This is a genomic window from uncultured Bacteroides sp., from assembly GCF_905207245.1.
Classification (GTDB): Bacteria; Bacteroidota; Bacteroidia; order Bacteroidales; family Bacteroidaceae; genus Bacteroides.
The window spans coordinates 1-24,794 of record NZ_CAJLKP010000088.1; the positions used below are offsets into that span (position 1 = coordinate 1).

General features: G+C 44.3%; 21 protein-coding genes and 1 pseudogene. 8 read left to right on the forward strand and 14 right to left on the reverse strand.

The annotated features are described in order from the left end of the window. Positions 1-75: 75 nt before the first annotated feature. On the reverse strand, positions 76-1,884 hold the full coding sequence (gene recQ / locus QZ135_RS20650) for a DNA helicase RecQ (protein WP_294613969.1): 1,809 nt from the start codon (positions 1,882-1,884) through the stop codon (positions 76-78). Between the two features lie 277 nt (positions 1,885-2,161). Between recQ and QZ135_RS20655 the strand changes: the two genes are divergently transcribed. The 7 genes from QZ135_RS20655 to QZ135_RS20685 all read left to right on the forward strand — a co-directional run bounded on the left by QZ135_RS20655 (position 2,162) and on the right by QZ135_RS20685 (position 9,671). Beyond that, on the forward strand, positions 2,162-2,626 hold the full coding sequence (locus QZ135_RS20655) for a helix-turn-helix domain-containing protein (protein ID WP_294613912.1): 465 nt from the start codon (positions 2,162-2,164) through the stop codon (positions 2,624-2,626). 102 nt (positions 2,627-2,728) lie between these two features. Further along, positions 2,729-4,774, forward strand: coding sequence for a dihydrofolate reductase (locus tag QZ135_RS20660; RefSeq protein WP_294613914.1), 2,046 nt, complete (start codon positions 2,729-2,731; stop codon positions 4,772-4,774). Positions 4,775-4,791: 17 nt separating this feature from the next. Continuing rightward, positions 4,792-5,451 (forward strand): DNA alkylation repair protein, encoded by a 660-nt coding sequence (locus tag QZ135_RS20665; RefSeq protein ID WP_294613917.1) that lies wholly within the window; start codon positions 4,792-4,794, stop codon positions 5,449-5,451. 160 nt (positions 5,452-5,611) lie between these two features. Further along, positions 5,612-6,100: a Fur family transcriptional regulator gene (locus QZ135_RS20670; RefSeq protein WP_294613920.1), complete on the forward strand. Its 489-nt coding sequence runs from the start codon at positions 5,612-5,614 to the stop codon at positions 6,098-6,100. After that, positions 6,097-7,368: an adenylosuccinate synthase gene (locus QZ135_RS20675; protein WP_294613923.1), complete on the forward strand. Its 1,272-nt coding sequence runs from the start codon at positions 6,097-6,099 to the stop codon at positions 7,366-7,368. The genes QZ135_RS20670 and QZ135_RS20675 overlap by 4 nt, the downstream gene beginning before the upstream one ends. A 165-nt stretch (positions 7,369-7,533) precedes the next feature. After that, entirely contained in the window at positions 7,534-8,844 is a 1,311-nt protein-coding gene (locus QZ135_RS20680; protein WP_294613925.1) for an alpha-L-fucosidase, read from the forward strand. Between the two features lie 134 nt (positions 8,845-8,978). Then, positions 8,979-9,671 (forward strand): zinc metallopeptidase, encoded by a 693-nt coding sequence (locus tag QZ135_RS20685; RefSeq protein ID WP_009132767.1) that lies wholly within the window; start codon positions 8,979-8,981, stop codon positions 9,669-9,671. A 108-nt stretch (positions 9,672-9,779) separates the two neighbouring features. Here the strand turns inward: QZ135_RS20685 and QZ135_RS20690 are convergent, their stop codons facing one another. Beyond that, positions 9,780-10,985, reverse strand: coding sequence for a transglutaminase domain-containing protein (locus QZ135_RS20690; RefSeq protein ID WP_294613930.1), 1,206 nt, complete (start codon positions 10,983-10,985; stop codon positions 9,780-9,782). Between the two features lie 436 nt (positions 10,986-11,421). Between QZ135_RS20690 and QZ135_RS20695 the strand changes: the two genes are divergently transcribed. After that, positions 11,422-12,570 carry a site-specific integrase gene (locus tag QZ135_RS20695; RefSeq protein WP_294613933.1) on the forward strand — a complete coding sequence of 383 codons (1,149 nt, stop codon included), beginning with the start codon at positions 11,422-11,424 and terminating at the stop codon, positions 12,568-12,570. A gap of 494 nt (positions 12,571-13,064) precedes the next feature. Here QZ135_RS20695 and QZ135_RS20700 read toward each other — a convergent pair whose 3' ends face one another. From QZ135_RS20700 to QZ135_RS20755, 12 genes and pseudogenes are all read right to left on the reverse strand, one after another. Continuing rightward, positions 13,065-13,466, reverse strand: a complete 402-nt coding sequence (locus QZ135_RS20700; RefSeq protein ID WP_294613936.1) for an N-acetylmuramoyl-L-alanine amidase — start codon at positions 13,464-13,466, stop codon at positions 13,065-13,067. A gap of 2 nt (positions 13,467-13,468) precedes the next feature. Next, the gene (locus QZ135_RS20705) at positions 13,469-13,804 is read right to left on the reverse strand and encodes a hypothetical protein (protein ID WP_294613939.1); all 336 of its coding nucleotides are present in this window, start codon (positions 13,802-13,804) and stop codon (positions 13,469-13,471) included. Positions 13,805-13,938: 134 nt separating this feature from the next. Beyond that, on the reverse strand, positions 13,939-15,123 hold the full coding sequence (locus tag QZ135_RS20710) for an RNA-directed DNA polymerase (protein WP_294613942.1): 1,185 nt from the start codon (positions 15,121-15,123) through the stop codon (positions 13,939-13,941). A 254-nt stretch (positions 15,124-15,377) separates the two neighbouring features. Beyond that, positions 15,378-15,767 (reverse strand): four helix bundle protein, encoded by a 390-nt coding sequence (locus QZ135_RS20715; RefSeq protein ID WP_294613946.1) that lies wholly within the window; start codon positions 15,765-15,767, stop codon positions 15,378-15,380. 91 nt (positions 15,768-15,858) lie between these two features. Beyond that, positions 15,859-16,620, reverse strand: coding sequence for a DUF1566 domain-containing protein (locus QZ135_RS20720; protein ID WP_294613950.1), 762 nt, complete (start codon positions 16,618-16,620; stop codon positions 15,859-15,861). Between the two features lie 16 nt (positions 16,621-16,636). Beyond that, complete coding sequence (locus tag QZ135_RS20725; RefSeq protein WP_294613953.1) at positions 16,637-17,788, reverse strand: hypothetical protein; 1,152 nt, start codon at positions 17,786-17,788, stop codon at positions 16,637-16,639. Position 17,789: 1 nt separating this feature from the next. Beyond that, a complete protein-coding gene (locus QZ135_RS20730; protein ID WP_294613956.1) occupies positions 17,790-18,833 on the reverse strand; it encodes a hypothetical protein in 1,044 nt (347 codons plus the stop codon). Continuing rightward, positions 18,830-19,231: a hypothetical protein gene (locus QZ135_RS20735; protein ID WP_294613958.1), complete on the reverse strand. Its 402-nt coding sequence runs from the start codon at positions 19,229-19,231 to the stop codon at positions 18,830-18,832. The genes QZ135_RS20730 and QZ135_RS20735 overlap by 4 nt, the downstream gene beginning before the upstream one ends. A 14-nt stretch (positions 19,232-19,245) precedes the next feature. Continuing rightward, positions 19,246-20,400, reverse strand: coding sequence for a hypothetical protein (locus QZ135_RS20740; protein WP_294613961.1), 1,155 nt, complete (start codon positions 20,398-20,400; stop codon positions 19,246-19,248). Positions 20,401-20,418: 18 nt separating this feature from the next. After that, positions 20,419-22,089, reverse strand: coding sequence for a hypothetical protein (locus QZ135_RS20745; RefSeq protein WP_294613964.1), 1,671 nt, complete (start codon positions 22,087-22,089; stop codon positions 20,419-20,421). Between the two features lie 5 nt (positions 22,090-22,094). Then, positions 22,095-24,368 carry a hypothetical protein gene (locus QZ135_RS20750; RefSeq protein ID WP_294613966.1) on the reverse strand — a complete coding sequence of 758 codons (2,274 nt, stop codon included), beginning with the start codon at positions 24,366-24,368 and terminating at the stop codon, positions 22,095-22,097. 4 nt (positions 24,369-24,372) lie between these two features. Further along, positions 24,373-24,794, reverse strand: a pseudogene (locus QZ135_RS20755) (hypothetical protein); the annotation flags it as partial.

Below are 24,794 nucleotides of genomic sequence, written 5' to 3' on the forward strand. Positions count from 1 at the left end.
AGCACCGTAGACTGAGCCCGTGCCCTTTCTTTTTGATACTTTTTCTTTCGGGCAAGCGAAAGAAAAAGTATAATCTTACACATACCTCCGAATCAAATCGACAAATTCTTTCCCATATTTCTTCTTCTTATATTCGCCAATTCCACTGATATTTCCAAACGCCTCCATTGTGGTGGGACGAGATATGCTGAGCAGATGCAATACTTTGTCGGACAGAACGATATAAGCAGGAAGTGCTTCCTGGGATGCGAGCCGTTTTCGTAATTCACGCAGAGCTTCGAATAGTTCTTCGCTTTCCGTATTCGGTAACCCTAATGGCAACTCCCTGACCGGAACGGTGGATTTTTTCTTCCTTCCTTTGACAGGGGTGGTTTCTTCACGGCGAATCACAGCAAGCTGTGCCTGCGCCCGCCCGAAGAGAACATCGCTGCCACTACTCGTTATTTTCAGATGGTTATTCTCGTTGTATGCTATTTCAAAATAACCCATTTGCAGCATTTGTAACAAGTAATCCTGCCAGTCGCGAGCGGGTATTTCGCGTCCGGCTCCATAAGTTTTTAGTTGCTGGTATCCTCTCTCGGAGATTTCCTGATTTATATTCCCCCGCAGAATGTCTACAAGAATACTTGTCCCTATCTGTTGCTCCGTGCGGGCAATGGCACTTAGAGCTTTTTGTACAATGACAGTTCCATCAAAACGCTGGGGTGGGTTTTTGCAAACATCACAATTGCCGCAATCCTCGGTAGTAGTCTCTCCGAAATAGCTCAACAAGATGCGGCGGCGGCAAACATCAGCTTCGGCATATTGTTGCATGCGTTGCAGTTTTTCCAGATTGATGCCTTGTTGCCCGCTTTCCGTCGCAAACTTTGTAAGTAAGATAAGGTCGGCCAGGGAGTAAAATAACATCGTATCACTTGGCAGGCCATCACGTCCGGCACGTCCGATTTCCTGGTAAAAACTCTCTATACTCTTGGGTAGATTGTAATGGATGACCCATCGCACATTGCTTTTATCAATTCCCATACCGAATGCAATCGTGGCACAAACTATTTGTACACGGTCGTTAATAAAATCATCCTGGGCTTCATCCCGTCGGGCGGAAGAGAGCCCTGCATGATAAACAGCTACACGGAGGCCCTGTTTTTGCAGCATCTGTGCCACGGTCTCCGTTTTGCTGCGACTCATGCAATAAATAATGCCGCTTTCGCCCGGATGACGGGCTATGAAATCAAGAATTGCTTTGCTCTTTTCTTTCTGCTGATACCCCCGTTTCACGGTGAGGCTGAGGTTCGGGCGGTCGAAAGATGAGATGAAAACCTTTGGTTGGTTGAGATGCAACTGCTTTATGATATCTACACGTGTAATTTTATCTGCTGTGGCAGTAAGGGCTATGACAGGTATATTGGGAAACATCTCGTGCATAAATCCCATTTGTGCATATTCCGGACGGAAATCATGTCCCCACTGTGAGATGCAATGCGCCTCGTCAATGGCAAATAATGAGATGTGCATATCTCTTAAAAGATAGTTGGCTTCTGCTATTAATTTCTCAGGAGAAATGTAGAGTAATTTCAGCTTTCCCTCCATGCAAGAACGGCGCAAGGCGGCATTTTCTGTCTCGTCGTTACTGCTGTTCAGTGCTCCTGCGGCAATGCCGTTGGCACAAAGTGCTTCAACCTGGTCTTTCATCAGGGAAATCAAAGGGGAAACAACCACGGCAGTTCCTTCGCACAACAGAGCCGGAAGCTGGTAGCAGATGGACTTTCCACCTCCGGTAGGCATTAGTACCAAGGCATCTCTGCCATCCAGCAATGTGCGGATAATCTCTTCCTGTAAAGGACGGAAAGTATCGTAACCAAAATATCTTTTAAGCGTCTGTATCATTTTCAGCGATGAAGTTTTATCTTGCAAAGGTACATTAATTATTGCATATGATACAAATAAGAAAACGTATTCATTTTATATCATAACTTCTTTTGCGAGAGTTAAAGTTTCTTATTAAAACGGCTTAAATGCTACTTTTCAACCTTTTTCGTTGTTTATAAATCAAAAATATGTACGAGAAAAGTTGCGTATTAAAAAAAAATGTCAGACTTTTGTAAAGTCTAAAGGAAAATCCTTCGGGCTTGCATATTTTAACAAACCCTAACCAGTTAATTCAATGAGTGATTTAGAAAACAAGAATCAGGAAGCGGCAGCAAAGAAGCGCCCTTACAACCTGAGAGAGAAAAAAGAGAAGAACGCTGCTTACCGTTCGTTGATTCGTCCGGAATTGGCAGATGAATTGTATGACAAGATATTGAATATCGTTGTTGTGCAGAAGAAGTACAAAGATCCTGATTATTCGGCTAAAGATTTGGCGAAAGAGTTGAAAACCAACACTCGCTATCTGTCTGCTGTAGTAAATTCTCGTTTTGGTATGAACTATTCATGCCTGTTGAATGAGTACAGAGTAAAAGACGCTAAACATTTATTGACGGACAAGAGATATGCCGACAAGAATGTGGAAGAAATTAGCACAATGGTAGGCTTTGCTAACCGTCAGTCTTTCTACGCTGCATTTTACAAAAATGTAGGTGAAACTCCTAACGGATATCGTAAAAAACACGCAGATAAGAAACAGTAATTCTGCGTTGAAGAATGTATAGATAAGGAAATATTCCGGAGCGTTTGTTTCGGAATACTTCCTTTTCGTCTTTTTTAATACCAACTCTATATCTCCCGACACATGAAGAAACAACTAATGACATGTGCCGCTTTTGCACTACTGACAGCTTGTAGCGGCTCAAAGACAACAACTGCCGAGGCAGATAAATTTGATTATACAGTGGAACAATTTGCAGATTTACAGATTCTACGTTACCGGGTTCCCGGTTTCGAAAACTTGTCGCTCCAACAGAAAGAGCTGGTGTACTATCTTACGGAAGCTGCTTTGCAAGGCCGTGATATTCTGTTTGACCAAAACGGAAAGTATAACCTGAGAATTCGCCGTGCGCTGGAAGCGGTTTATAATGGATATGAAGGAGACAAAAATGCGTCTGATTTCAAGGCGTTGGAAGTATACCTTAAACGTGTATGGTTCTCCAACGGTATTCATCATCATTATGGTACGGAAAAGTTCGTACCGGGCTTTACTCCCGAATTTTTCAGGCAGGCTGTGTTGAGTGTGGATGCTTCTACGCTGCCATTGGCTGAGGGACAAACCGCAGAACAATTGTATGATGACCTATTTCCTGTGATTTTTGATCCTGCAGTTATGCCGAAACGTGTGAATCAGGCGGCAGGAGAGGATTTGGTGCTGACTTCGGCTTGCAATTATTATGACGGCGTGACGCAGAAAGAAGCCGAGGACTTCTATAATGCAATGAAGAATCCGAAAGATGAAACGCCCGTCTCTTATGGATTGAATAGCCGTCTGGTGAAAGAGAATGGCAAGATACAGGAGAAAGTATGGAAAGTGGGTGGTTTGTATGGACCGGCTATCGACAAAATCGTATATTGGTTGAAGAAGGCTGAAACTGTGGCTGAAAATCAAGAACAGAAAGCGGTCATCACCAAGCTGATAGAGTATTACGAAACCGGTGACTTGAAAACATTCGATGATTATGCCATCTTGTGGGTGAAAGACTTGAATTCCCTTGTGGACTTTGTCAATGGCTTTACTGAAAGCTATGGCGACCCATTGGGAATGAAAGCAAGTTGGGAATCGTTGGTGAACTTTAAGGATTTGGAAGCCACGCATCGCACAGAGATTATCAGTGGTAATGCGCAGTGGTTTGAAGATCACTCTCCGGTAGACAAGCAGTTCAAGAAAGATGAGGTGAAGGGCGTCTCTGCCAAAGTGATTACTGCTGCCATCCTGGCAGGTGATCTGTATCCGGCAACAGCTATCGGCATCAATCTACCCAATTCTAACTGGATACGCAGCCATCATGGCTCCAAATCAGTAACCATCGGTAACATTACGGATGCTTATAATAAAGCGGCTCATGGCAATGGATTCAATGAAGAGTTTGTGTACAGCGACGCTGAACTGAAGTTGATAGATAATTATGCCGACCTTACCGGTGAACTTCACACAGACTTGCACGAATGTCTGGGACACGGTTCCGGCAAGTTGCTTCCGGGCGTTGATCCGGATGCTTTGAAGGCTTACGGCTCTACGATTGAGGAAGCTCGTGCCGATTTGTTTGGTTTGTACTATGTGGCCGATTCTAAATTGGTAGAGTTGGGACTGACCCCCAATGCAGATGCTTACAAAGCCGAATACTACACGTATCTGATGAATGGTCTGATGACACAGTTGGTTCGTATCGAGCCGGGCAATAATGTGGAAGAGGCCCATATGCGTAACCGTCAGCTCATTGCCCGCTGGGTGTTTGAGAAAGGTGCGGCTGATAAAGTTGTAGAGATGGTGAAGAAAGACGGCAAAACTTACGTTGTAGTGAACGATTACGAAAAGTTGCGTGAGCTCTTCGGTGAGTTGCTTTCCGAAATTCAGCGTATCAAGTCTACAGGCGACTACCAGGCCGCCCACGACATTGTGGAAAACTATGCCGTGAAGGTAGATCCTACTTTGCATGCCGAGATTCTGGAACGTTATAAGAAACTGAATCTGGCTCCATATAAGGGATTTGTAAATCCGAAGTATGAAGTCGTGACAGATGCGGACGGTAAGATAACCGATGTGAAAGTTACTTACGACGAAGGTTATGCAGAGCAGATGTTACGTTACAGCAAGGATTATTCTAATCTGCCTTCTGTTAATAATTAACTATAAATCATTGTTTTGTGGATCTACAAGAACAACTGAAAGAAATAAAGACACAGCTCCGCCTCTCTATGAACGGGGCTGTGTCTCAAAGTATGCGTGAAAAAGGGCTGGTCTATAAATTGAATTTCGGTGTAGAACTTCCCCGTATCAAGGCAATTGCCGAAGGGTATGAAAAAGATCACTCATTAGCGCAAGCCTTGTGGAAAGAGGATATCCGCGAATGCAAGATTCTGGCAGGACTGTTGCAGCCGATAGATAGCTTTTTCCCGGAAATAGCCGATATCTGGGTGGAAAGCATTCAGAATATCGAAATAGCGGAACTTACCTCTATGAATCTGTTCCAGCATCTCCCTTATGCTCCTGCCAAATCCTTTCAGTGGATTGCGGACGAGCGGGAGTATATACAGACATGCGGTTTCCTCACCATTGCCCGCTTGCTGATGAAGAAAGGCGATATGAATGAACGCACTGCAAACGAGTTTCTCGACCAGGCAGTTTGTGCTTTCCTTTCCGGTTCCTATCATGTGCGGAATGCTGCAATGGCGTCTATTCGCCGTTTTATGCAGCACAATGAAGAACATGCTTTCCGCGTATGCCGTCGGGTGGAAGAGATGGAGCATGCAGAAACGGAAGCAGAGCAATTGCTTTATAATCTCGTAAAGGAAGAAATAGAATAGGATGATAAGATGATAGGGTGATAAAGCGGTGTCATTCCACCATCTTATCATCCTATCCTCCAACCTTATTACCATTTTTTTGTTTTTTTTCCCCTTTCTCATTTGCTTTCCGCAAAAAAGGCTTAACTTTGTTGGCTGTAAAAAACTGCGCCGCCAAAAAATGGAAAGTCAGAATGTGAAAGATACGGTAAAGCAGATATTCACTGAATATCTCAACGCGAACGGGCATCGCAAGACCCCCGAACGCTATGCCATACTCGATACTATCTACTCCATCGAAGGACATTTCGACATCGATACACTCTATTCACTGATGGTCGATCAGGAAAATTTCCGTGTAAGCCGCGCGACTCTTTACAATACTATCATCCTTCTCATCAATGCCCGTCTGGTCATCAAGCACCAGTTCGGAAATTCTTCCCAATATGAAAAGAGCTATAATCGTGATACGCATCACCACCAGATTTGCACGCAGTGCGGCAAGGTGACCGAGTTCCAGAACGAGGAATTGCAGCATGCCATTGGGAATACCAAATTAAGTAGGTTTAGTTTGTCGCACTATTCACTCTATCTGTATGGATTGTGCAGCAAGTGTGACCGGGCCAATAAACGTAAGAAGAAAAGTAATAACCATAAGAAAGAAAAATGAAAGTAGATGTTCTATTAGGATTACAATGGGGCGACGAAGGCAAAGGCAAGGTCGTTGACGTGTTAACTCCGAGATACGATGTCGTAGCTCGTTTCCAGGGCGGACCGAATGCCGGACATACGCTCGAGTTCGAAGGGCAGAAGTATGTGCTTCGCTCTATTCCCTCGGGAATTTTTCAAGGTGACAAGGTGAATATTATCGGTAACGGCGTGGTGCTCGACCCGGCTCTCTTTAAAGCAGAAGCAGAAGCGCTGGAGGCATCCGGCCATAACCTGAAAGAGCGCTTGCATATCTCAAAGAAAGCACACCTCATTCTGCCTACCCATCGCATATTGGACGCCGCTTACGAAGCTGCGAAAGGTGATGCCAAAGTAGGTACAACAGGTAAAGGTATCGGCCCGACTTATACGGATAAGGTAAGTCGTAACGGTTTGCGTGTAGGCGATATCCTGCATAACTTCGAACAGAAATATGCTGAAGCTAAAGCACGTCACGAACAAATCCTGAAAGGTTTGAACTACGAGTATGACCTGACAGAGCTGGAAAAGACTTGGCTGGAAGGTATCGAATATCTGAAACAATTTCCATTGGTGGATAGTGAGCACGAAATAAACAACTTGCTGAACAGTGGAAAATCAGTGCTTTGTGAAGGTGCCCAGGGTACGATGCTGGATGTTGACTTCGGTTCTTATCCTTTCGTAACCTCTTCCAATACCATTTGTGCAGGTGCTTGTACCGGTTTGGGTGTGGCTCCTAACAAGATTGGTGAAGTGTATGGTATCTTCAAAGCATACTGTACACGTGTGGGTGCCGGTCCGTTCCCGACGGAACTCTTTGACAAAACAGGTGACCAGATTTGTACACTGGGACATGAATTCGGTTCGGTAACAGGACGTAAACGTCGTTGCGGATGGATTGACCTGGTTGCGTTGAAGTATGCTATTATGGTGGACGGCGTTACCAAATTGATCATGATGAAGAGCGATGTTCTCGATTCATTCGAAACTATCAAGGCTTGCGTGGCTTATAAGATAGATGGTGAAGAAATCGACTACTTCCCATATGATATCAATGAAGGCATTGAGCCGGTTTATGTTGAGTTGCCCGGTTGGGAAACCGACATGACGAGAATGCAGAGTGAAGATGAATTCCCCGAAGAATTCAATGCTTATCTGACATTCCTGGAAGAACAACTTGGTGTGCCCATCAAGATTGTTTCCGTAGGTCCCGACCGTGGCCAGACTATCGAACGCTATACAGAGGAATAGTAAATTGTTATAAGGCTGCCCAAGAAAGTTTTGCTATTGGGCGGGCGAATGTTTATTCGCCCCTACAGGCAATGTCATAGCGCTTGTAGGGGCGAAAAACGTTTCAACCGGATACAATAAATTATTCCTTTTTAGACAAACTATTAGTAACCAATCCGTATACTTATGATGAAAACACCTATTATTTTATCCCTTCTGTTTGCAGTCTCCTTTCTGCCTGCAAAGGCGCAGACCTACGAACCGTCTGCCGAGAATCTGAAAGCCCGTCAGGAATTTCAGGACAATAAGTTTGGAATCTTTCTGCATTGGGGCTTGTATTGTATGTTGGCTACCGGAGAATGGACCATGACCAACAATAACCTGAATTATAAAGAATATGCGAAACTGGCAGGTGGTTTCTATCCTTCCAAGTTCAATGCTGCCGAATGGGTGAGTGCTATCAAAGCATCCGGAGCTAAGTATATCTGTTTCACGAGCCGTCATCATGAAGGTTTTTCCATGTTCCATACCCAATATTCTGACTATAATATAGTAGATGCCACCCCTTTTAAACGAGATGTTGTGAAGGAACTGGCAGATGAATGCCATAAACAAGGTATCCGGCTGCATTTTTACTATTCCCATATAGACTGGTATCGTGAGGATGCCCCGTGGGGACGCACAGGGCGCGGAACCGGACGGCCTAATCCGAAAGGAGATTGGAAGAGCTATTATACTTTCATGAATAACCAACTGACAGAGTTGCTAACGAATTACGGCCCGATAGGTGCCATCTGGTTTGACGGTTGGTGGGATCAGGATGCAAATCCGGATTTTGACTGGCAGCTTCCCGAACAGTATGCCATGATACATCGCCTGCAACCCGCTTGTCTGGTTGGTAATAACCATCACCAGACACCTTTTCCCGGTGAAGACATACAGATATTTGAACGTGACCTGCCGGGTGAGAACAGAGCCGGACTTTCAGGACAAGATGTCAGTCATTTACCACTGGAAACTTGTGAAACCATGAACGGAATGTGGGGATATAAGATTACCGACCAGAACTATAAATCTACGAAGACTTTGATACATTATCTGGTAAAGGCTGCCGGTAAGGATGCAAACCTGCTGATGAATATCGGCCCCCAGCCGGACGGATGTCTGCCGGAAGTTGCAGTTCAGCGATTGAAGGAAGTGGGAGAGTGGATGAAAGTGTATGGAGAAACCATCTACGGCACACGTGGCGGCATTGTCTCTCCGCACGACTGGGGAGTGACGACGCAAAAAGGGAATCGCCTTTTTGTTCATATCCTGAACTTGCAGGATAATGCGCTGTACCTGCCTTTAAATGGAAAAATGGTGAAAAAAGCTTTTCTGTTTAAAGACCAGTCTCCTGTGCGCATTGCCCGTGCCGGACAGGGAATTGTGTTGCAGTTGCCGGAAGTTCCAGCAGATACGGATTACGTGGTAGAGTTACAACTTGTTGGGCAATAGACCTTTTTCGCTAATTCTTCCTAAAAGATAAGGGAAACTGTAGTAAAGCTCACAGTTTCCCTTTATTTTTGGCAAACAATTTGTATTGTATATAACAAACGACACATTTTTAATTACTAAAAACAGAAAAGAATATGGAAGGAATGATAGGAATACAATGGATTATCTTTATTGGTATAGCTGTAGTAAGCTGGCTGGTGCAAATGAACTTGCAGAACAAGTTCAAGAAGTACTCCAAAATCCCTACCGGTAATGGAATGACGGGCCGTGATGTTGCCCTTCAGATGCTGCATGACAATGGAATTTATGATGTTCAGGTGACACATACGCCGGGGCAACTGACAGACCACTATAATCCTGCCAATAAGACAGTGAACCTAAGTGAAGGTGTATACGAAAGTAACAGTATCATGGCTGCTGCCGTTGCTGCCCACGAATGTGGACACGCAGTGCAACATGCGCGTGCTTATGCTCCGCTGACGATGCGTAGCAAGTTGGTGCCGGTGGTGTCATTTGCGTCACAGTGGATGACCTGGTTGTTGCTGGGTGGTATTTTGCTGTTGAACACATTCCCGCAGTTGTTGTTGGCAGGTATCATTTTGTTTGCTATGACTACGCTGTTCAGTTTCATCACTTTGCCGGTGGAGATTGATGCCAGTAAACGTGCATTGGTATGGCTGAGCCGTTCGGGCATTACGAACTCTTACAATCATAAGCAAGCCGAAGACGCACTTCGTTCTGCTGCTTATACCTATGTAGTGGCTGCATTGGGTTCATTGGCAACGCTGATTTACTATATCATGATATTTATGGGACGCAGAGACTAATCTTGTCCAATATATAAAACGATAAAAACAGACCATCTATTCACGGCGAATAGATGGTCTGTTTGCTTAATATAGATAGTCTGTTTGTGGTGAATAGACCATCTGTTTTTATTTTTGGTATGGTGATTGCCAGAACCAGTCGGCATCATAAGTGATGTAGGAACCTTTTTCCATGTCATTATAATAACCGGTAGGCATAAGGGCAACATAGTCTGCAGGGTTATACTTTTTGTCTTCTGTACCGAATTCGCTGCGGAATGTACAATTAATATAATACAGGTTCTTAGCCATGTAAGAGTCCAGATACTCTTCTTTAGTGGTTTTTTGTTTATTATTCCAGTTGGCTTCTGCATTCAATACCAGTGGCAAGCCTTTACGCATTCGTTCGCGTGCTTCCGGTACGCTGAGCATGGTACCATTTTCATCCATGACCCAAGCATTTTGTGTAGGGTCTACCCATACCCATTTATCCAGAGTTTTAGAATAAACAGCATTAATAACGTGGCAATCACTGATGTATTTTTTAGGCATACAGGTTATAAAACGTGATTTGAAACCCATTGCGAGGTAGCATTCATTCAATACAGTGGCCAGTCCACGGCAGTTCAAACCACGCGAGCCGTCTTTACAGGCATCCGCCAAGGCAATGGAATTTAGATGTTTAGGGTTACCATGCTGACCGTCATGTTTGATTTTATTATGTATAAAGGTCAGTATGTTCTTTATCTTTGAGAGTTCATCCCCTGTGCCAGCTACACTATCTAATTTAAAATATTCCTTCACGGCTATCAGATTACTATCGATCGGCTCCATATATGTGAAATGGGGAGGAGTGCTGGTATATTCGGCTGCTTTTTGCAGAATATATAGATAATCTCCTTCTTCTCTGATTTTAGCCAGTGTCTCCTGGAATTTCTTTTCGTTGCGTATGTTATCCAAATCTGTATCTTTCTGTATGTGAGCATAATTGACATATCCATTCTGAAAGGCCAGATCAAAATGTTTCAAAGCATCTTCTGTCTTTTTTTGCAGAGATTGATAACAGGCAATATCATAATAATAGTATCCATAGTTTAATCCAATTCCTTTCTGTGCTGTTTCCGGGAGTTTTTTGTAATTATCGATAATATTCCAGATGCACTGTTCTACCTTTGCATAATCTTTCTTATCTAAAGCTTGTTTTTTTTCTTGATTCAATGAGTTGAGTGTCCTGTAAAACTCATCTTTCATTTTAGACTCTTCCTGAGTTTGTGCCCAGCCGATAGTAGAGCAGCATAGGAATACTGCGAGTAATAAACTGATTTGCTTTTTCATAATATTCTTCTTTTAATGTTTTTGGTAGTACATATAGCAAATGATATGCCGAAAGGATAAAGTGTTGATATATAATAGGATGTATGTATTGGACATTGTTCGAAAGCGGACATGTTTTCTATATACGAACACATGGCTATGTACATACTCATTCAAAATCTCCTGTCTTTCTTTCAGCTAATTCAATAATTTGCCGTAAATTTGCATTTCAAACTAAATAATATAGAATAATTATGGCAGCAAAACCAGGTATTCCCAAAGGGACACGCTATATTTTGCTTTGTTTTTGTTTGTAATCAATTGTAAATAAGGAAAATACATAATATATTAAATCTTAATTCCCGGGGGTTAATTCGCAAAAATCAGCAAAAATATAGCTTTTTATGGTAGCTATTGGGTTGTTAGGGTACATAAATCAGCAAATTTTCAGCAAATAATGAGTAAACCAACTTTGCGCCTCGATACTCGCCGCGCACTTAAAGACGGAACATATCCGGTACAGATAAAAGTAGGGTACGGTACTAATTTATATTTAGCAACCGGCATATACATAGCAGCTACGGATTGGGACGCGCGCCTGCAAATATGCACTGGTAAGCAAGCCCGTGTTATAAACAATATACTAAGTACCTCACTGCTTAGAGTTACTAATAGGATTTTGGAATTACGCGAAACGGGCCAGTACGACACATACAGTACGGCACAACTTCGCCAAATGCTTACGGATATGTCGCTAACATCGCCTACTATCGGCGTGCCAACTCTCGGTCAATATATCGAAAAAGTGGGCGCGCTTAAATCGGATAGTACCAAAGTATCTTATATAACCACTAAAAGGCGTTTATCACTCTACTGCGACGTGGATAGTGTGCGGTTTACTGATATGTCCTATGCTTGGTTTGAGGCCTTTATTAAGCACATGGAAAACGGCGGGCTAAAACGTAACACAGTTGCAAAGTACCTTAAAGTGGTTAAGACCGTTATAAAATATGCCGAAGATGATGGCGTAATAATTAATAAGGCCTATGCAAAAGTAAATAGCCGGGCTGAAACAGATACGCCCATGCGTAATTTACCAATCGAAACGCTGCGCCGCATACGTGATACATATATTAAAGGAAAAACGGCGATATATAAAGACGCTTTTATGCTGTCGTTTTACCTCATAGGTATAAATATGGCTGATATGCTGGCACTTCCTAAGGATTGTATAGTAAACGGCCGCCTTAATTATAAGAGGGCTAAAACGGGTAAAAACTACAGCATAAAAATATGGCCTGAGGCTCAAAATATAATAGACAAATACCCCGGTAAAAATCATCTGCTTAGTTTCTCGGAAAATTGTAGCTGCTTCCGTTATAATTGTAACGACTTGCTGAATAAATTGGAAACCGGGTTAACTTGGTATTGGGCGCGTTACAGTTGGGCTAACTATGCTGTCGATTTGGATATACCCAAAGATACTATTAGCGAAGCATTAGGCCATAAGCACGGCAGTAATGTTACCGGTATCTATATAAAATATAGTACGGATAAGGTAGATAAAGCTAATAGGCGGGTATTAGATTATTTCGCAGAAAAATAACCGCGCTTGCCCTCACGGGTTCACGCGGTTGCACACTTTACAGAAAATTGCCCTAAAATTTTCTTTTTAGATATAGGAATAATGCCAAAAGTATAAGAGCTATACAGCATAGCTTCCCGCCCCAAATAAATGCCCGATTATACCATTTTATCGGCTTTTCTATATATACGGGCTTTTCTACAGTCACGCTGTCGGTGCGGTTTATAAATAGTGTATCTATACGTAAACGGTCGCGATACATAGTATCAGTATGTAATTTGTACTGGTATCTGATATGCTCTACATATTTTGTTACCGTATCTCCTTTTTCTCGTACAAATATACTATCGTGCTGGTATATACTATCACGCTGCATTATCACTCTAAAAAGGCTGTCTAAACGCTGCGTGCTGGTATATGTACTATCTCGGTCTATCCGGGTTGTTGAGGTGCGCCGTGTGCTGGCGCAACTCACAAACACCAGCAGCAAACTAAGTGCTATAAAATGTTTCATACTACAAATCGGTTTTAACGTCAAAGCACGGGCACGCTTTGTTTGCAAACTCTCTGTGCCCGTGTATTGTCGCGGTTGGGTACTCTGTCTTTAACAACTCCACCAAATCACGCAGTGCGGCTTTCTGCGCTGGCGTGCGTGTGTCTTTTGGTGTCTTATTGTCGGCTGACATTCCACCGACATAGCAAATGCCGATACTATTAGCATTTTGCCCGATACAGTGCGCCCCTATTTCTAAAATATCGCGCCCGGTGTGTACACTTCCGTCGCGGTAAATAACATAGTGGTAGCCTATACCTTTCCAGCCTCTTTGTCTGTGCCAGCGGTCAATATCCGCTACTGTGTAGTCGCGCCCCTCCGGGGTCGCGCTACAATGTACTATAATCTTTGTAATCTTTCGCATAATTAATATCCGCTTTGTGGTTCTCTATTTCCGCAATTTCTTCGCTCACATATTTTTAATGCCCTCTCGGTTTTCAGCATAGCGTTTTCGCGTGTCAGCTCTATATTTTCTGCTGTCTGCTTTCTTACTATGTCTGTTTGTTCTGCAAATCGTTTTTCTTTATCATGCAATTGCTGTTGTAGAAAAAGGATAGTATCGCGTAATACGCTAAACTCTGAGCCGTCGGCCTCAGCTTCTTTTATCCGGGCGTTTGATTTGCGGTTAATAACGTATCTAATCGCCTCCCAACCTCCCAACGTCGTTACTATAGTTAGTATGGTCGTTAATATCTCGTTCATTTACATAAGTGTATAATTCTAATAAAACCTCGTTACCTTGCCGCTCTACAGTTACAATCCAGTGTTTGGCTAACGCCTGCACTAAATTTACGTCTAACTCGGAAAGCCGCAGCACGTTTTCCGGTTCCTGTCTGTTAGTATGTTCCATCTCTTATACGTTGTAGGGTTAATGTTCTTTTTCTGTATTTTTTTTTAATGCCGACTACCTCAAAATGGCCTTTTATATAAATCCATTGGTAGACGTGTGGCTCTATCATACTAAGAATTTTACGCCGCTTGTTATACTCGTTTGCATGGCGTAAGCAGCCTAAATAACTATTTATGCTACTAACGGCGCGCTCCACTTCCGGCATTGTTTCCGCTTTGTTGAGGCGGCGCACAGCCATTACAAAGTTTTTCAGCGTTCGGTTACATACATAAATCCGGTCTTTCTTTATTACACTTCCGGTAAACGCTACGCCTTTAGTGTAATGCTGAATATAGAATTTGTCCGGGTGTAAAGTTAATCCGTACCTTTCCAGCAGTTCCCTAATTTTTGGCGCAGCCCCTAATAATTTTGCTTTGTCGTGGGCGATAATATAAAAGTCGTCCACATATCTACCCACGTAGGTAAATCCTAAATCTTTGAGCAAATACCAGTCTAATACGTTCAGCAGGAAATTAGCGAAAAGTTGAGCAAACAAATTACCGATAGCAACGCCCAGCCCCTCCCCATTTGTGAAAAGTGATTTGTTCGCCGGTAAGTGATTCCAGTAATGTAACGGGCTGTGTCGTTCGCAATGATTTTCGGGGCAATGCAGTATAACCGTTTTGCATAGGTAGCGCAAATCTTCTATGTCGTCGCCTTTATAGTATCTCACTATAAAATCGTCCAACATTTCGGATAACATGGCTTTGCGTATAGACATAAAAAAGCCCTGCAAATCCATTTTCATTATATGGCAGTCCTGCGTATAGTTTTGGCTACATTCTATTATATCGTTTTGTAGCATTTTCACGCCATACAGCTGCCCTTTTCCTTTCCGGCAGTTAAATGTACGCGGGCTAAATATTTGTTCAAAAAGCGGCTCTAAACGTATGGCTATCCAGTGGTGCACTATCCTATCCTCAAAAGCAGCCGCAAATACTTCTCGATACCTCGGACGTGTAACGACAAAGCAGATAGATTTACCGGGCGTATAGGTGCGGTTATTTATACGGTCGCGAAGTGCTATTAGCTTACTACCGTAGTCTATTTCATACATAATTGCGCTGGCTGTTCTCCGTTTCCTTTTACGGCAGTCAAAATACGCATCTAATAATCCGTCTGTATCAACCATATCTTTTAATCTTTCTTAGTGTACTGGCAATCTGTAAAGGTGCTGAAACGGCCCTAACTCTGTTCTGGTTCGTTGCCTTAGTGTTGTTGTTCGCGTTGCCATTGTTGAGGTTCAGATTCCACGCGTTGGTCGCGCTGTACTCGCAACTCCGTGCCACTCTTACCTTTTCGGTCTTAACTATAAATGATAGTGCGTGGCCCATTTTTACAGATAACTTGCACTCTTGGTTAGTCGTAACCGTCCAAATCCGGCATTTACTCGCTATCTCTTTTGCTGTCTAATTTTAATAGTGAGTTCTTCCACGCAGTAGATTGTTTGCCTATCGCGTCCAAAAGTTCGATAATATCTGCGTGCCTGCTCTTCCCTAAAATCCATTTCCTTTCCCCTGCTATACGCAGCAAAGTTTTCAGTACCTCAAAATCTGTTTGAAAATCTATCAAATACTGTATGCGTGTTTCTCGCTCTCTATTCATATAAGCCGCTGAAATGTGGGATATAAGGTTTATACCTATATCGTGCATTTTGTTGCCTATACTGAATTTGTAGGCGCGTGGAAAACTCGGCGTAATATCCAGTATAGTATCTAACAGTTTCCGGCAATCTAAATAAATCTGCGTATTTGATACCAGCTTCGATTTGTTCATACTTTAAATGCGTTAGCAGGTGAAAATGAAATGTCCTTTGTTTAGTACGGCTTGCGCCGTACTTTTAAGGTTAAAGTTTAACTATTAGCCATTAATATAAAAATGCTGAAACGGCCCTAACTCTGTACTGGGCCGTGGCCTTAGTGTAGTAGCCCGCGTTGCCATTGTTGAGGTACAGATACCACGCGCTGGTCGCGCTGTACTCGGTGCTGCTCCAGTACCATGTTTCAGCTAATTGCGTTGCACCCTCAATAAGTGATAACGCATAATTGATTTTACGCATATTGGCGTAAATCATCATCAACTCACCTAAAGACGGTAGCCACCAACGCCCGGCGGTTAGTCCTTTGTTATTTGCGTTTGTTCGGCTGTAGGTAGTGCAAAATCCCGGCGCATAACTTGCCGTATTACATTCGGCGTGTGTAATCTGCGCTGCCGTACTTGTTTTCCCTGTCCAGTCGTCTAACGCCGTTAGTCGGTCTGTAGTCGTTTTACCACCTGCGCTTACAGCTGCACTACTCCAGTATAATGTAATTTCGGTAGGTGCTACCACCAATATTTTGCCCCCCTCTACGACTACTACGCCCTCGGCTATCTCGCCACTATTTTGGTAGCCCGGCCACTTGTCGGGCTTAACCATTAACGGGTAATTATCGCTGCTTCTATGAAACATGATAAAGATTCCGTCGTTAATAGTGTTAAGATTGATACCAGCCAGCAAAGCCGATTTAAGGTTTGCCAACGATACTTTAGTAGTATTACCGTTACCATCAGTTAGCGGTATGTACTGCGCCGCAGTAACTGTACTAACTGTCGTTACCGCTGCTAAAGTCTTTGTTTTCTTTGTTGCCATAATCTTACTTTTTAATTTATATTATCCAGTCATTTAGGTTTATCATTAAGAAACTAAAATTACCGTCGTTGTTACTTGCGTCGTCACTTGTTTCAACTGTGAAACTGTTTTTTGTTCTCACCGTCACACTTGCTTTAACGGCATTGCTTCCGTTAAGTATGTAACCCTCCCCAATAGCGACTACCATAACATGGCTAACATCGTAATACCAATTGCTCGAAAATGATACTGTATATTTGCCCGCATTGTTTCGCACTACTGACATCGCTGTACCGTCAAATGTTTTGCAGGTTATCGACGCGCTGCTACTGCCCCCGGTTACCCTACCATGTGCAAGTACTTTTAATTCTCTACCGTATTTGTAAGTGGTCATAATGTCAGTACGCCGCAAAACTATCCAGCCGTAAAAAGTTGTGGAAGTACCGTAGCCTAATAGCTCCACCGCTTCGCGCGATATGTTCAGCGTAGATTTTTGTAAGCCATTCATATAAAAATACTTTCCACTCGGTGCGCTGATTCCGGCTTGCCCCTCTGATACTGTACTGCCCCATTTGTAATTTACAAGCGTTATACGTCTTCCGCTTTGTCCTGCGTCCCACGGCAAACTATATGCGTTTATCCAACCGCCACCGTTACTAAGCATTACTACGTTGTCGCTATAGTCAGTATCAAAGCTATCACCCGCCACCACAAAAGGATTACGCACACTTCCTTTTAGCCTACCTGTGATATTTACGTTTTCAAACGTGCCAGTTTTGCAGATAACATTACCGTCCTTTGCTCTGAATAAAATATTACCGGCACTGTCTTTCATGTCGATAGTGGTAACACCTAAATTTTCCACCAACGCATAAGTAGCTAATAAAATCTTTGTGGCTACCAACTCTATAGCGTCACCCAGTTGCCAGTAGCCGTTATTATTCGCGGTAGTGCTGCCGGGGTAATTGCCGCTGGTCTTGGCGTGCGATTTTTTGCAGCTGTAGTAGTTGCCGTTATATAGTACAACGTCTTTCCATTCGTCCCCAGTTCCCCCGGCTTGGAAAGCGTAGCCAGTGGCGCAATCGCTCCACGCCTGCGGCCCTCGTAAGGCCGGGCCACGTTCTCCCTTATCGCCGGGGTCGCCTTTTCGGATAAACTTTACTACCTGTGTTCTCGATACTCTTCCCATATTACGATACGCTTGTAATAGTTACTGATACATCGCCACCTGCCTGCACGCAGTGGGCGCGTGTTACTGTTTGGCTCGCTTTCGGCGTAGTTCTGTCGCTGTTGAGGTAAACGCCTGCCGCATCTTTCAACACAAAATAAAACTGCGTATCTAAAGCCTTTGCAGACGCACCACGCTTAACCACTACGGGTGTGTAAGTAACTTCACCGTTCCCTGTCGTGTCCTCCGTTATCGCCTCATCTTCCGGGCTTGGGTGTGGGTCTATGTCGTAGGGGTCGCTTGTGTCCATTACGCTCTGAATATCCGTACCTATTTCAGCACCTGCACGCTTAACGTGTACGCGGTACTCGCCGTAGGTGTTAATGTCATCGGCTCGCACTGTGAGCGTCTGCGAAGTCGCTCCGATAATAGCACCCCACCCGGTAGCTTCCATTTTTTCCCATACGTAGGCTAAATCTTTAGTAAGGGCGTTACCGGACTGGTAGGCCATAGCCTTTAGTATGCAGCTTCCCCCTTTATCGGATATTACGAAATTCTTCGTATCACCTGCGGCGATAGTTACGCGGTAGCTGCTTCCGGTAGCCTGCTGTATCGGTATAGTGTACGTGGCTTGTATCGTGTCGCTCTGTGTGCCATAACTAACAGTGGCAACCATTTTTATTACGGCGGGCGCATATCCAGCCAAAGCCGCAATATCTTTAAGAATTTGCAGACCGTAATATAACTGGTCGCTGCTTGGTGCTATCGTCTTAAAATATCCGGCAAATATTCCGGTAGATACACCGCCGCTAAATGCTATCTTTTCGCCGTTGAAATAATATTCCATAGCGTCGGGGTCTGCCACGCCCTCAGCTACTCGGCTGCTTGTGCAGACAAAATACAAAATAGGCTTTAACGTTGCGAAATTAGGATAAACCGCTGTTACGTCGTTGGTCGTACCCTCGTAGTCTTGATATAAATCACCGCTCGGCGACATTATCACCGCTGTATATGTTCCGGCTTTGCTGATAAACTTAATAGTTCGGCTTGTACTTGCTACGCTCATAATTGCTCTGTTTCTTTGTTTGTAGTTTCTGTTTCACTCTCTCCCGTTTCTTCCGGTGTAGGTTCGGTTTCTGTTCCACCGGTTTCGGTATCTTCGGTTTGCTCCTGTTCTGTTGTTTCGGTTTGCTCTGTAGCTTCTTCTTTTTCTACAACAAATCGGCTGTCTGTAGCCGTCGGCAGCTCCCTAACTTCCGTACCGTCCTGCTCTTGTCGGGCTTCGTGAGCCTGTAAAACAATGCCGCCGATTTGTTCCAATATCTGCGGCAGTTCTGTTAATCTGCCGAAAGCCAACATATCAGACTGCCATAGCAAATAATTACCGTCCTTAATTTGGTTTCTGTCATTATCCAATCGTAGAAACTGTGCTACCTTTGGATTTGCTTTAATGTAACGTGCCATATCTTTTTATACTTTTAATGAATAATCAAAACTGAGCCGTCCGCATCGCATAATATTGCGCCGTCGGCTGCATCTGTAAACGCGCCCGCATATCCTCTATCCACTACGTCCAAACCGATAACTGCACCGTAGTTTTTATCCATTTGCGTAGTTGGTATTACCGGACTTATTCCGTGTGCAACCAGCGAATAACTTAAACTGCCGCTGGCTTTATTTGTGGCTATATACCAAAGCGGCAAAAGTTCATTTTCCGCATCGGCTATTTCGCCTTTTGTCGTTCGGATAATCGCCGTAGGTGATACGGTTAAATGCCCTGCCGGTATATTGTAAGGCACACCCGTAAAATCAAATTCGTATTTAGGTATTCGGCGAACAAATACTGCTTCGGCCTGTGGGCTTGCGTCAGTCAGTACCACGTTACCGGGTGTACCGTCTGCGCTGTATTTAACACGGCAACGCAGGTGCATTTCCGTACCCATTAACTGGCAGTTAATAGTAGCTTTATTTCCGCTAACTGTAATATCGTAATCCATTACAGCGTCAGTTTCTGCCACGCGCCAAATATTACTTTCGTCCTGCACTTCCCAAACCAAAGCGTATTTACTTGGGTCGCAAACCTTATCGCCCAGCCAAACAGTAGCGGTAACAATCTTAACAACTTCGTCCGAAAGAGGATTAAAAACGGTTTGCGCCGCTGCGTCCAATTCCACACGTACCGCATCGGACGCACTGCTGCAACTTATTAAATAACTGCCCTGTATTACCATAACCTGCCCGTTACGGTTATCCACATACTCCGCATAAAAAGCCAGCGTTATAGGTATCTTCGGCTCGGCATTGCGGTTTACCTTTATACGTCCTGCGCTTCCCCCTCCGGTGGTAATCTCATAGTTAGCGTTATTAGACGCTATCAGCGTTTTCGTTCCGCTGATTATCTCATACCAGCGTATATTTGTAAGCAAATGGTTAATGCGTCCTGCCGCTAATACCTCGTCCTTATCCAATATGGAAATAGTCGGCTGTATGATTAGAGGTGTTAGCGTATAGTCCGGCGTAAATTCCTTACTATCGGCATTATAGTTTTGCTGGTCGGGTACACTCCCGTCCACCGCAAAGGATATTTGCAGTTGCAACGGTTTCCAGTTAAAATCAAATCTTTTTGTTTTCATATTACGTATGCCTTTCTACTAATACTGAAAAATAGCATTATCGGTACCAGCTTCGTTACCCATCCCATCGCGTAGCGTTACTGTGGCGATAAATTTTATAGTCTTTGGCACATAGCCGTTAAAATCGCAGTCCCCCACATTTAGGTCTATGGACTTACCGGCACCGGCTCGTTTTAACGCCCACGCTTGGTCTGATATTACACGCTCTACGCCGTTTGCGTCCTCACTGTATCGCACCCATTGTACGTCAGAATCCAATATGTCAGCCGTTACATCATTATTGTAAAGTTTGGCGATAATGGTAAGTGTAAGCGCGAAACGGTCGGGGTCAAAAATATAATCGGTATCTGCAAAATTTACGGTAAACTCTGGGTTTCCCTCAACCATTGCCCAGTCGGTATTATTCCACGCCGGGGCGGTTGTGGTTCCGGTTTTAGCGCATCGGTATTTACAGCCATTATACCATACGTCCGAAATCTCATATACGCCGGTAGCTGGGTTCAGAGCCTCACAGTAATATGCCACTCCCGCACCCCACGCCCCGTGGTCTATAATCTCGCTAACTGGTTTACCTTGATAGTCTATGCGTATAATGTCCTGCACTATTAAACCGCGTGCATATACATAATCCTGCCCCTCGATAGTCGGCAAATCCATAGCCTGCAAAAACTCCGGTAGCGTACCGAAAGTAGCCCCGTAATTTCCTGCATCTATTATTGGTTTTGTTACGCCCGTTAGCCGGACTATACGACCCTCGGTGCTTGATAGGTAAATGCAGCTTTGGCGCGTTTTGTCGGTTTGGTTTCCCCAACGTGCTATTTTCATCATTTCACACGGTGGATAATTTTGCCCTGCCGGTGTTTCTTCGTCGGGGTATAATGTTACCTCGATATAGTTATTCGCGGTGTTTACGCTGTTCACACGTAGCCAACTGGTGTAATATACGCCGCTGCCTGCTGCCAAAGTATTTACTATCCCTTTCAGCACATTATTAGGATATTGAGCCGTAAAATATCCGTCCCATTTGCTTTTAAGGTGCAGGCCGTAGCAATTATCGCCCAAATCGTCCACGCGCTCTATAGTGTCGCCCTCAGTCAGTATTTGGTCGCCCTCGATAGCCGCCAAACGGTTTACTATAAATTCCAAACATTCAAAATAACTTCGTACTCGGACGCTCTCAAATTCGGCATTGCCTTTCTCATCAATACCGGCACCGGTTCCGGCATAAAGTGATTTTATAAACTCGCCAAACTGCGCACCACCTTTGAAAAGCGATAAACCTAATACGGCTATCATTTTCTCAAAGGTTATGTTTCCTTTGGCTACATCGTCCGCCAAACGGGATAAAAACTGCTTTCTAACCGGGCTATCTTCTGCCAAATCCTGCGCAATGTCTGCAAATCCAGCTTTCACCTTTTCGGTTATCTGCTCATATACGGCGTTACCCTCATCGTCTGTTACTTCCTTTTGTCGCGTCAGATATTGGTAGCCGTTGGAATCAGTCGTTATTTGGTCTAAGGCATTTTTGTTAGCGTGGTAGTGGTCGTTAGCACTCGACACATTACCGCCGCCTGCTACAGTTACTACGGTATTACCTGTTTTGCCTGCACTTTCTCCGCCCAGTTCACGCAAACGCTCACTGCGCGGACGTGCGCCGCGCTTGTAGGTTTTTAGTTCATATACTGCCATTTCAATTACTCGTTATTTCGTTTATATTCGTCCGGTCTTATCTCCACATATAAAGCGTCGCTACTATCCATTCTAATGTCCTGCACGTCCTCAGCAACCATAAATAATTTTTCGGCTTGGTTATTCTCCTTATATACGGCGATAGGGGCGTACATTAGCTGCGCCTCGCCGCTTAGGGTTGTACGGCGTTGCGCAAATTGGCTATACAGTGTTCCTATCAGTAAATCCTCAGCCTGTGTGGTACGTCCTGCGCGTGTAAGCTGCGTAATCTGTTTTCCGGTTGCGGCGTTAAAGTATGCGCCGCGTGCTGTCGGTACTCCCTCTGCGCTGGTTCCGCAAATGGTATCTATTTCTATCGGTTCTTTGGCTGAGCTGTTCAATTTGGCGTTATACTCCACGTCGTCGGTATTTATGGTTTTATCGAACTGGCTACTATTCATAATTTCTATTTCCGGCAATTTCATCAAAATCCAGCTTACCTTGCCCCATAGCTGTTTAGGCCCGTTCTCGCTGTTCGCCAAATTCGTACCCTCGTTCACTATCTGCCAACCTGCGCCGCGCACTTCAACCCAAAGTTTACCGCCCCCACCTCCATAATTAGGATAGGGAATATATTGCCCGTCCTCTGCATTAGTCAAAATGGATATGGTAGCCCTGTTATGCGGATTAATAGCCGGTCGGTTTTTCTTCCACCCCAGTACGCCGCTGGTATCTACGTGGTCTTTCGCGTCATAGTAACACAGATAGCCCCATGCGTTAGGATTACTTTCACCGGAATAAGTAACCCAGCGGCCATAAGTTCCGTTAAGTGTAGTAACCGGGCTATTTACAGCCTGCGATACTATACTTTGATTAGTCCATACATACACGGTATCGCTGCCGTCCGGTTGGAATTTGATAGTAACCGGAACGTATATAAAATTTCCGTATGTGTTAAATTGGTCGTACCAGTCTTTTTGCTCTACATACTTCATCAGATTTGCCGCACTCTCGAAAGGATTAAATCGCGGGTCTAAAAGCATATCTATGGCAATTCGTAAAACCAAATCGCCCGTTTTATCTACCGGCGGTATCCATACGGGGCTACTCTTAAACAATTCCGGGCCTATGCCTCCCAACGTTCCGGGTATTTTTGTTTCGCCATGTGCCGCACTTGAGAAATTAGCCCACCAATTATTACTTGTGCCTTGCTTTTCTCCCCTTACAGACTTCCAGTAAATCGCAACGCCCTCGCTTTCCGTGCCGTCATAGTGCGGAACAATTTTAAAAAATCGCACATTTTTACCCAGTTCCGCGTTTACTCCGTCAGTAGCAACCCAAATAGTAAATCCGTAGTCTGTATAATCTACCCAGTCTGATAGCGTGGTACTGTAATGGTATGAAAAATAATTTGCGCCCCCTTTACTACCGCCCGATAGGTTATTCATGGCTTCCAAATTCGGGTCTGTTTCTATATCCCCCCAGCAACTTTCGGGTGATAAATTGCCACTTTGGGCGTATGTACTCCACGTTATTTTAGCGTTGTTATATACGACATCTACACCCATAGTTTGGCTGTTTCCCTCCCAAATTATAGGCAGCGTGTTTGCTTTTGTATATAATCCGTTTAGGTCATAGATATAGACTTTACCGGCGCGCTGTATCATGCGCAGTGATAGCGGCTGTAAAATGCCCTCGATAACCTCAGCCAACGTTAGGGCTTCGCCGTCCTCATCGTAGAAATTATCGCTGCGCACTTTAATGTCAGTAAGTCTTAACGCACTGCCGGACGCAGATAGCTGTGTACTAATTAGACTGTCGTCTATGCCGCCGCAATTAATACCGCAGCGTCCAACACAATAGCTAACGACATCATAGAGCGTTTGCATATTAGCCAAATCATATTTAAGGCGGTCTAATACACCCAAATCGGTAAATGAAAGCGAGACTGTGTACCCGTTCAGCTGCTCGTATGGTTCTTCGTAAAATTCGGTATCTATACAGCCACTCCAATATAACGCATTATTACGGTACACGTCCAAACGGACACGCCCCACGTCTATGCTGTATAAATCTTCATACGTGCGGTCGCCTGGGCTGATTATTTTAAGTGCCGCCGTGCTTCCGCAAATAACTTCCTCTTTGCTTTTATTGCCCCATTCGATAACCAGCGGTTCGTCTGCGTCAAATTCCAAAACGCCTATTTCTTCAAACTGTGTATCTGCTTCCTGCAAAATCTCAGTGCGCCACACTACACCGGACACGCTGAGAAATTCGCCTTTATATCGTAAATACTTCATGCGATTAGCTTCTTTTTGTATGCTCGTTTTCTTTTTCCAAAATGCCAACCAGCGCACGGCCTTTAATCTCAAACTTTACTTTGCCAAAATCTACGCCGCCCGTGTTGTCTGCCAACATTCCGCGCAACTTATCCAAAGGCGCGATAACTTCCGGGTTTCCGCTGGCTCCGGCGTATTCTCCAACCATTGCCAAAGTAGGCCCGGACGCTACACCGCCGTCAGCTAACATTGGAATACCTGCGGCGGTAACGGCTGCTAACATCGCTGCCGTAAATCCCATAGCTATACCAAAGCCGGCAAACGGGATATAGGCGTGTGCTGCCATATACTCGGACGCGGCTAACTCTTTCCAGCTTGCCGCCTCTAATTTGTTAGCAGTAATAACTGCTACAGACGTTGCCGCATTGGTTGCGGCGGGGGGTGGGT

What these genes read in the sequence shown, in the direction of transcription:
- recQ (WP_294613969.1), bottom strand. Translation starts at nt 1,884, where the DNA reads ATGATACAGACGCTTAAAAGATATTTTGGTTACGATACTTTCCGTCCT.
- QZ135_RS20655 (WP_294613912.1), top strand. Translation starts at nt 2,162, where the DNA reads ATGAGTGATTTAGAAAACAAGAATCAGGAAGCGGCAGCAAAGAAGCGC.
- QZ135_RS20660 (WP_294613914.1), top strand. Translation starts at nt 2,729, where the DNA reads ATGAAGAAACAACTAATGACATGTGCCGCTTTTGCACTACTGACAGCT.
- QZ135_RS20670 (WP_294613920.1), top strand. Translation starts at nt 5,612, where the DNA reads ATGGAAAGTCAGAATGTGAAAGATACGGTAAAGCAGATATTCACTGAA.
- QZ135_RS20675 (WP_294613923.1), top strand. Translation starts at nt 6,097, where the DNA reads ATGAAAGTAGATGTTCTATTAGGATTACAATGGGGCGACGAAGGCAAA.
- QZ135_RS20680 (WP_294613925.1), top strand. Translation starts at nt 7,534, where the DNA reads ATGATGAAAACACCTATTATTTTATCCCTTCTGTTTGCAGTCTCCTTT.
- QZ135_RS20685 (WP_009132767.1), top strand. Translation starts at nt 8,979, where the DNA reads ATGGAAGGAATGATAGGAATACAATGGATTATCTTTATTGGTATAGCT.
- QZ135_RS20690 (WP_294613930.1), bottom strand. Translation starts at nt 10,985, where the DNA reads ATGAAAAAGCAAATCAGTTTATTACTCGCAGTATTCCTATGCTGCTCT.
- QZ135_RS20695 (WP_294613933.1), top strand. Translation starts at nt 11,422, where the DNA reads ATGAGTAAACCAACTTTGCGCCTCGATACTCGCCGCGCACTTAAAGAC.
- QZ135_RS20700 (WP_294613936.1), bottom strand. Translation starts at nt 13,466, where the DNA reads ATGCGAAAGATTACAAAGATTATAGTACATTGTAGCGCGACCCCGGAG.
- QZ135_RS20705 (WP_294613939.1), bottom strand. Translation starts at nt 13,804, where the DNA reads ATGAACGAGATATTAACGACCATACTAACTATAGTAACGACGTTGGGA.
- QZ135_RS20710 (WP_294613942.1), bottom strand. Translation starts at nt 15,123, where the DNA reads ATGGTTGATACAGACGGATTATTAGATGCGTATTTTGACTGCCGTAAA.
- QZ135_RS20715 (WP_294613946.1), bottom strand. Translation starts at nt 15,767, where the DNA reads ATGAACAAATCGAAGCTGGTATCAAATACGCAGATTTATTTAGATTGC.
- QZ135_RS20720 (WP_294613950.1), bottom strand. Translation starts at nt 16,620, where the DNA reads ATGGCAACAAAGAAAACAAAGACTTTAGCAGCGGTAACGACAGTTAGT.
- QZ135_RS20725 (WP_294613953.1), bottom strand. Translation starts at nt 17,788, where the DNA reads ATGGGAAGAGTATCGAGAACACAGGTAGTAAAGTTTATCCGAAAAGGC.
- QZ135_RS20730 (WP_294613956.1), bottom strand. Translation starts at nt 18,833, where the DNA reads ATGAGCGTAGCAAGTACAAGCCGAACTATTAAGTTTATCAGCAAAGCC.
- QZ135_RS20735 (WP_294613958.1), bottom strand. Translation starts at nt 19,231, where the DNA reads ATGGCACGTTACATTAAAGCAAATCCAAAGGTAGCACAGTTTCTACGA.
- QZ135_RS20740 (WP_294613961.1), bottom strand. Translation starts at nt 20,400, where the DNA reads ATGAAAACAAAAAGATTTGATTTTAACTGGAAACCGTTGCAACTGCAA.
- QZ135_RS20745 (WP_294613964.1), bottom strand. Translation starts at nt 22,089, where the DNA reads ATGGCAGTATATGAACTAAAAACCTACAAGCGCGGCGCACGTCCGCGC.
- QZ135_RS20750 (WP_294613966.1), bottom strand. Translation starts at nt 24,368, where the DNA reads ATGAAGTATTTACGATATAAAGGCGAATTTCTCAGCGTGTCCGGTGTA.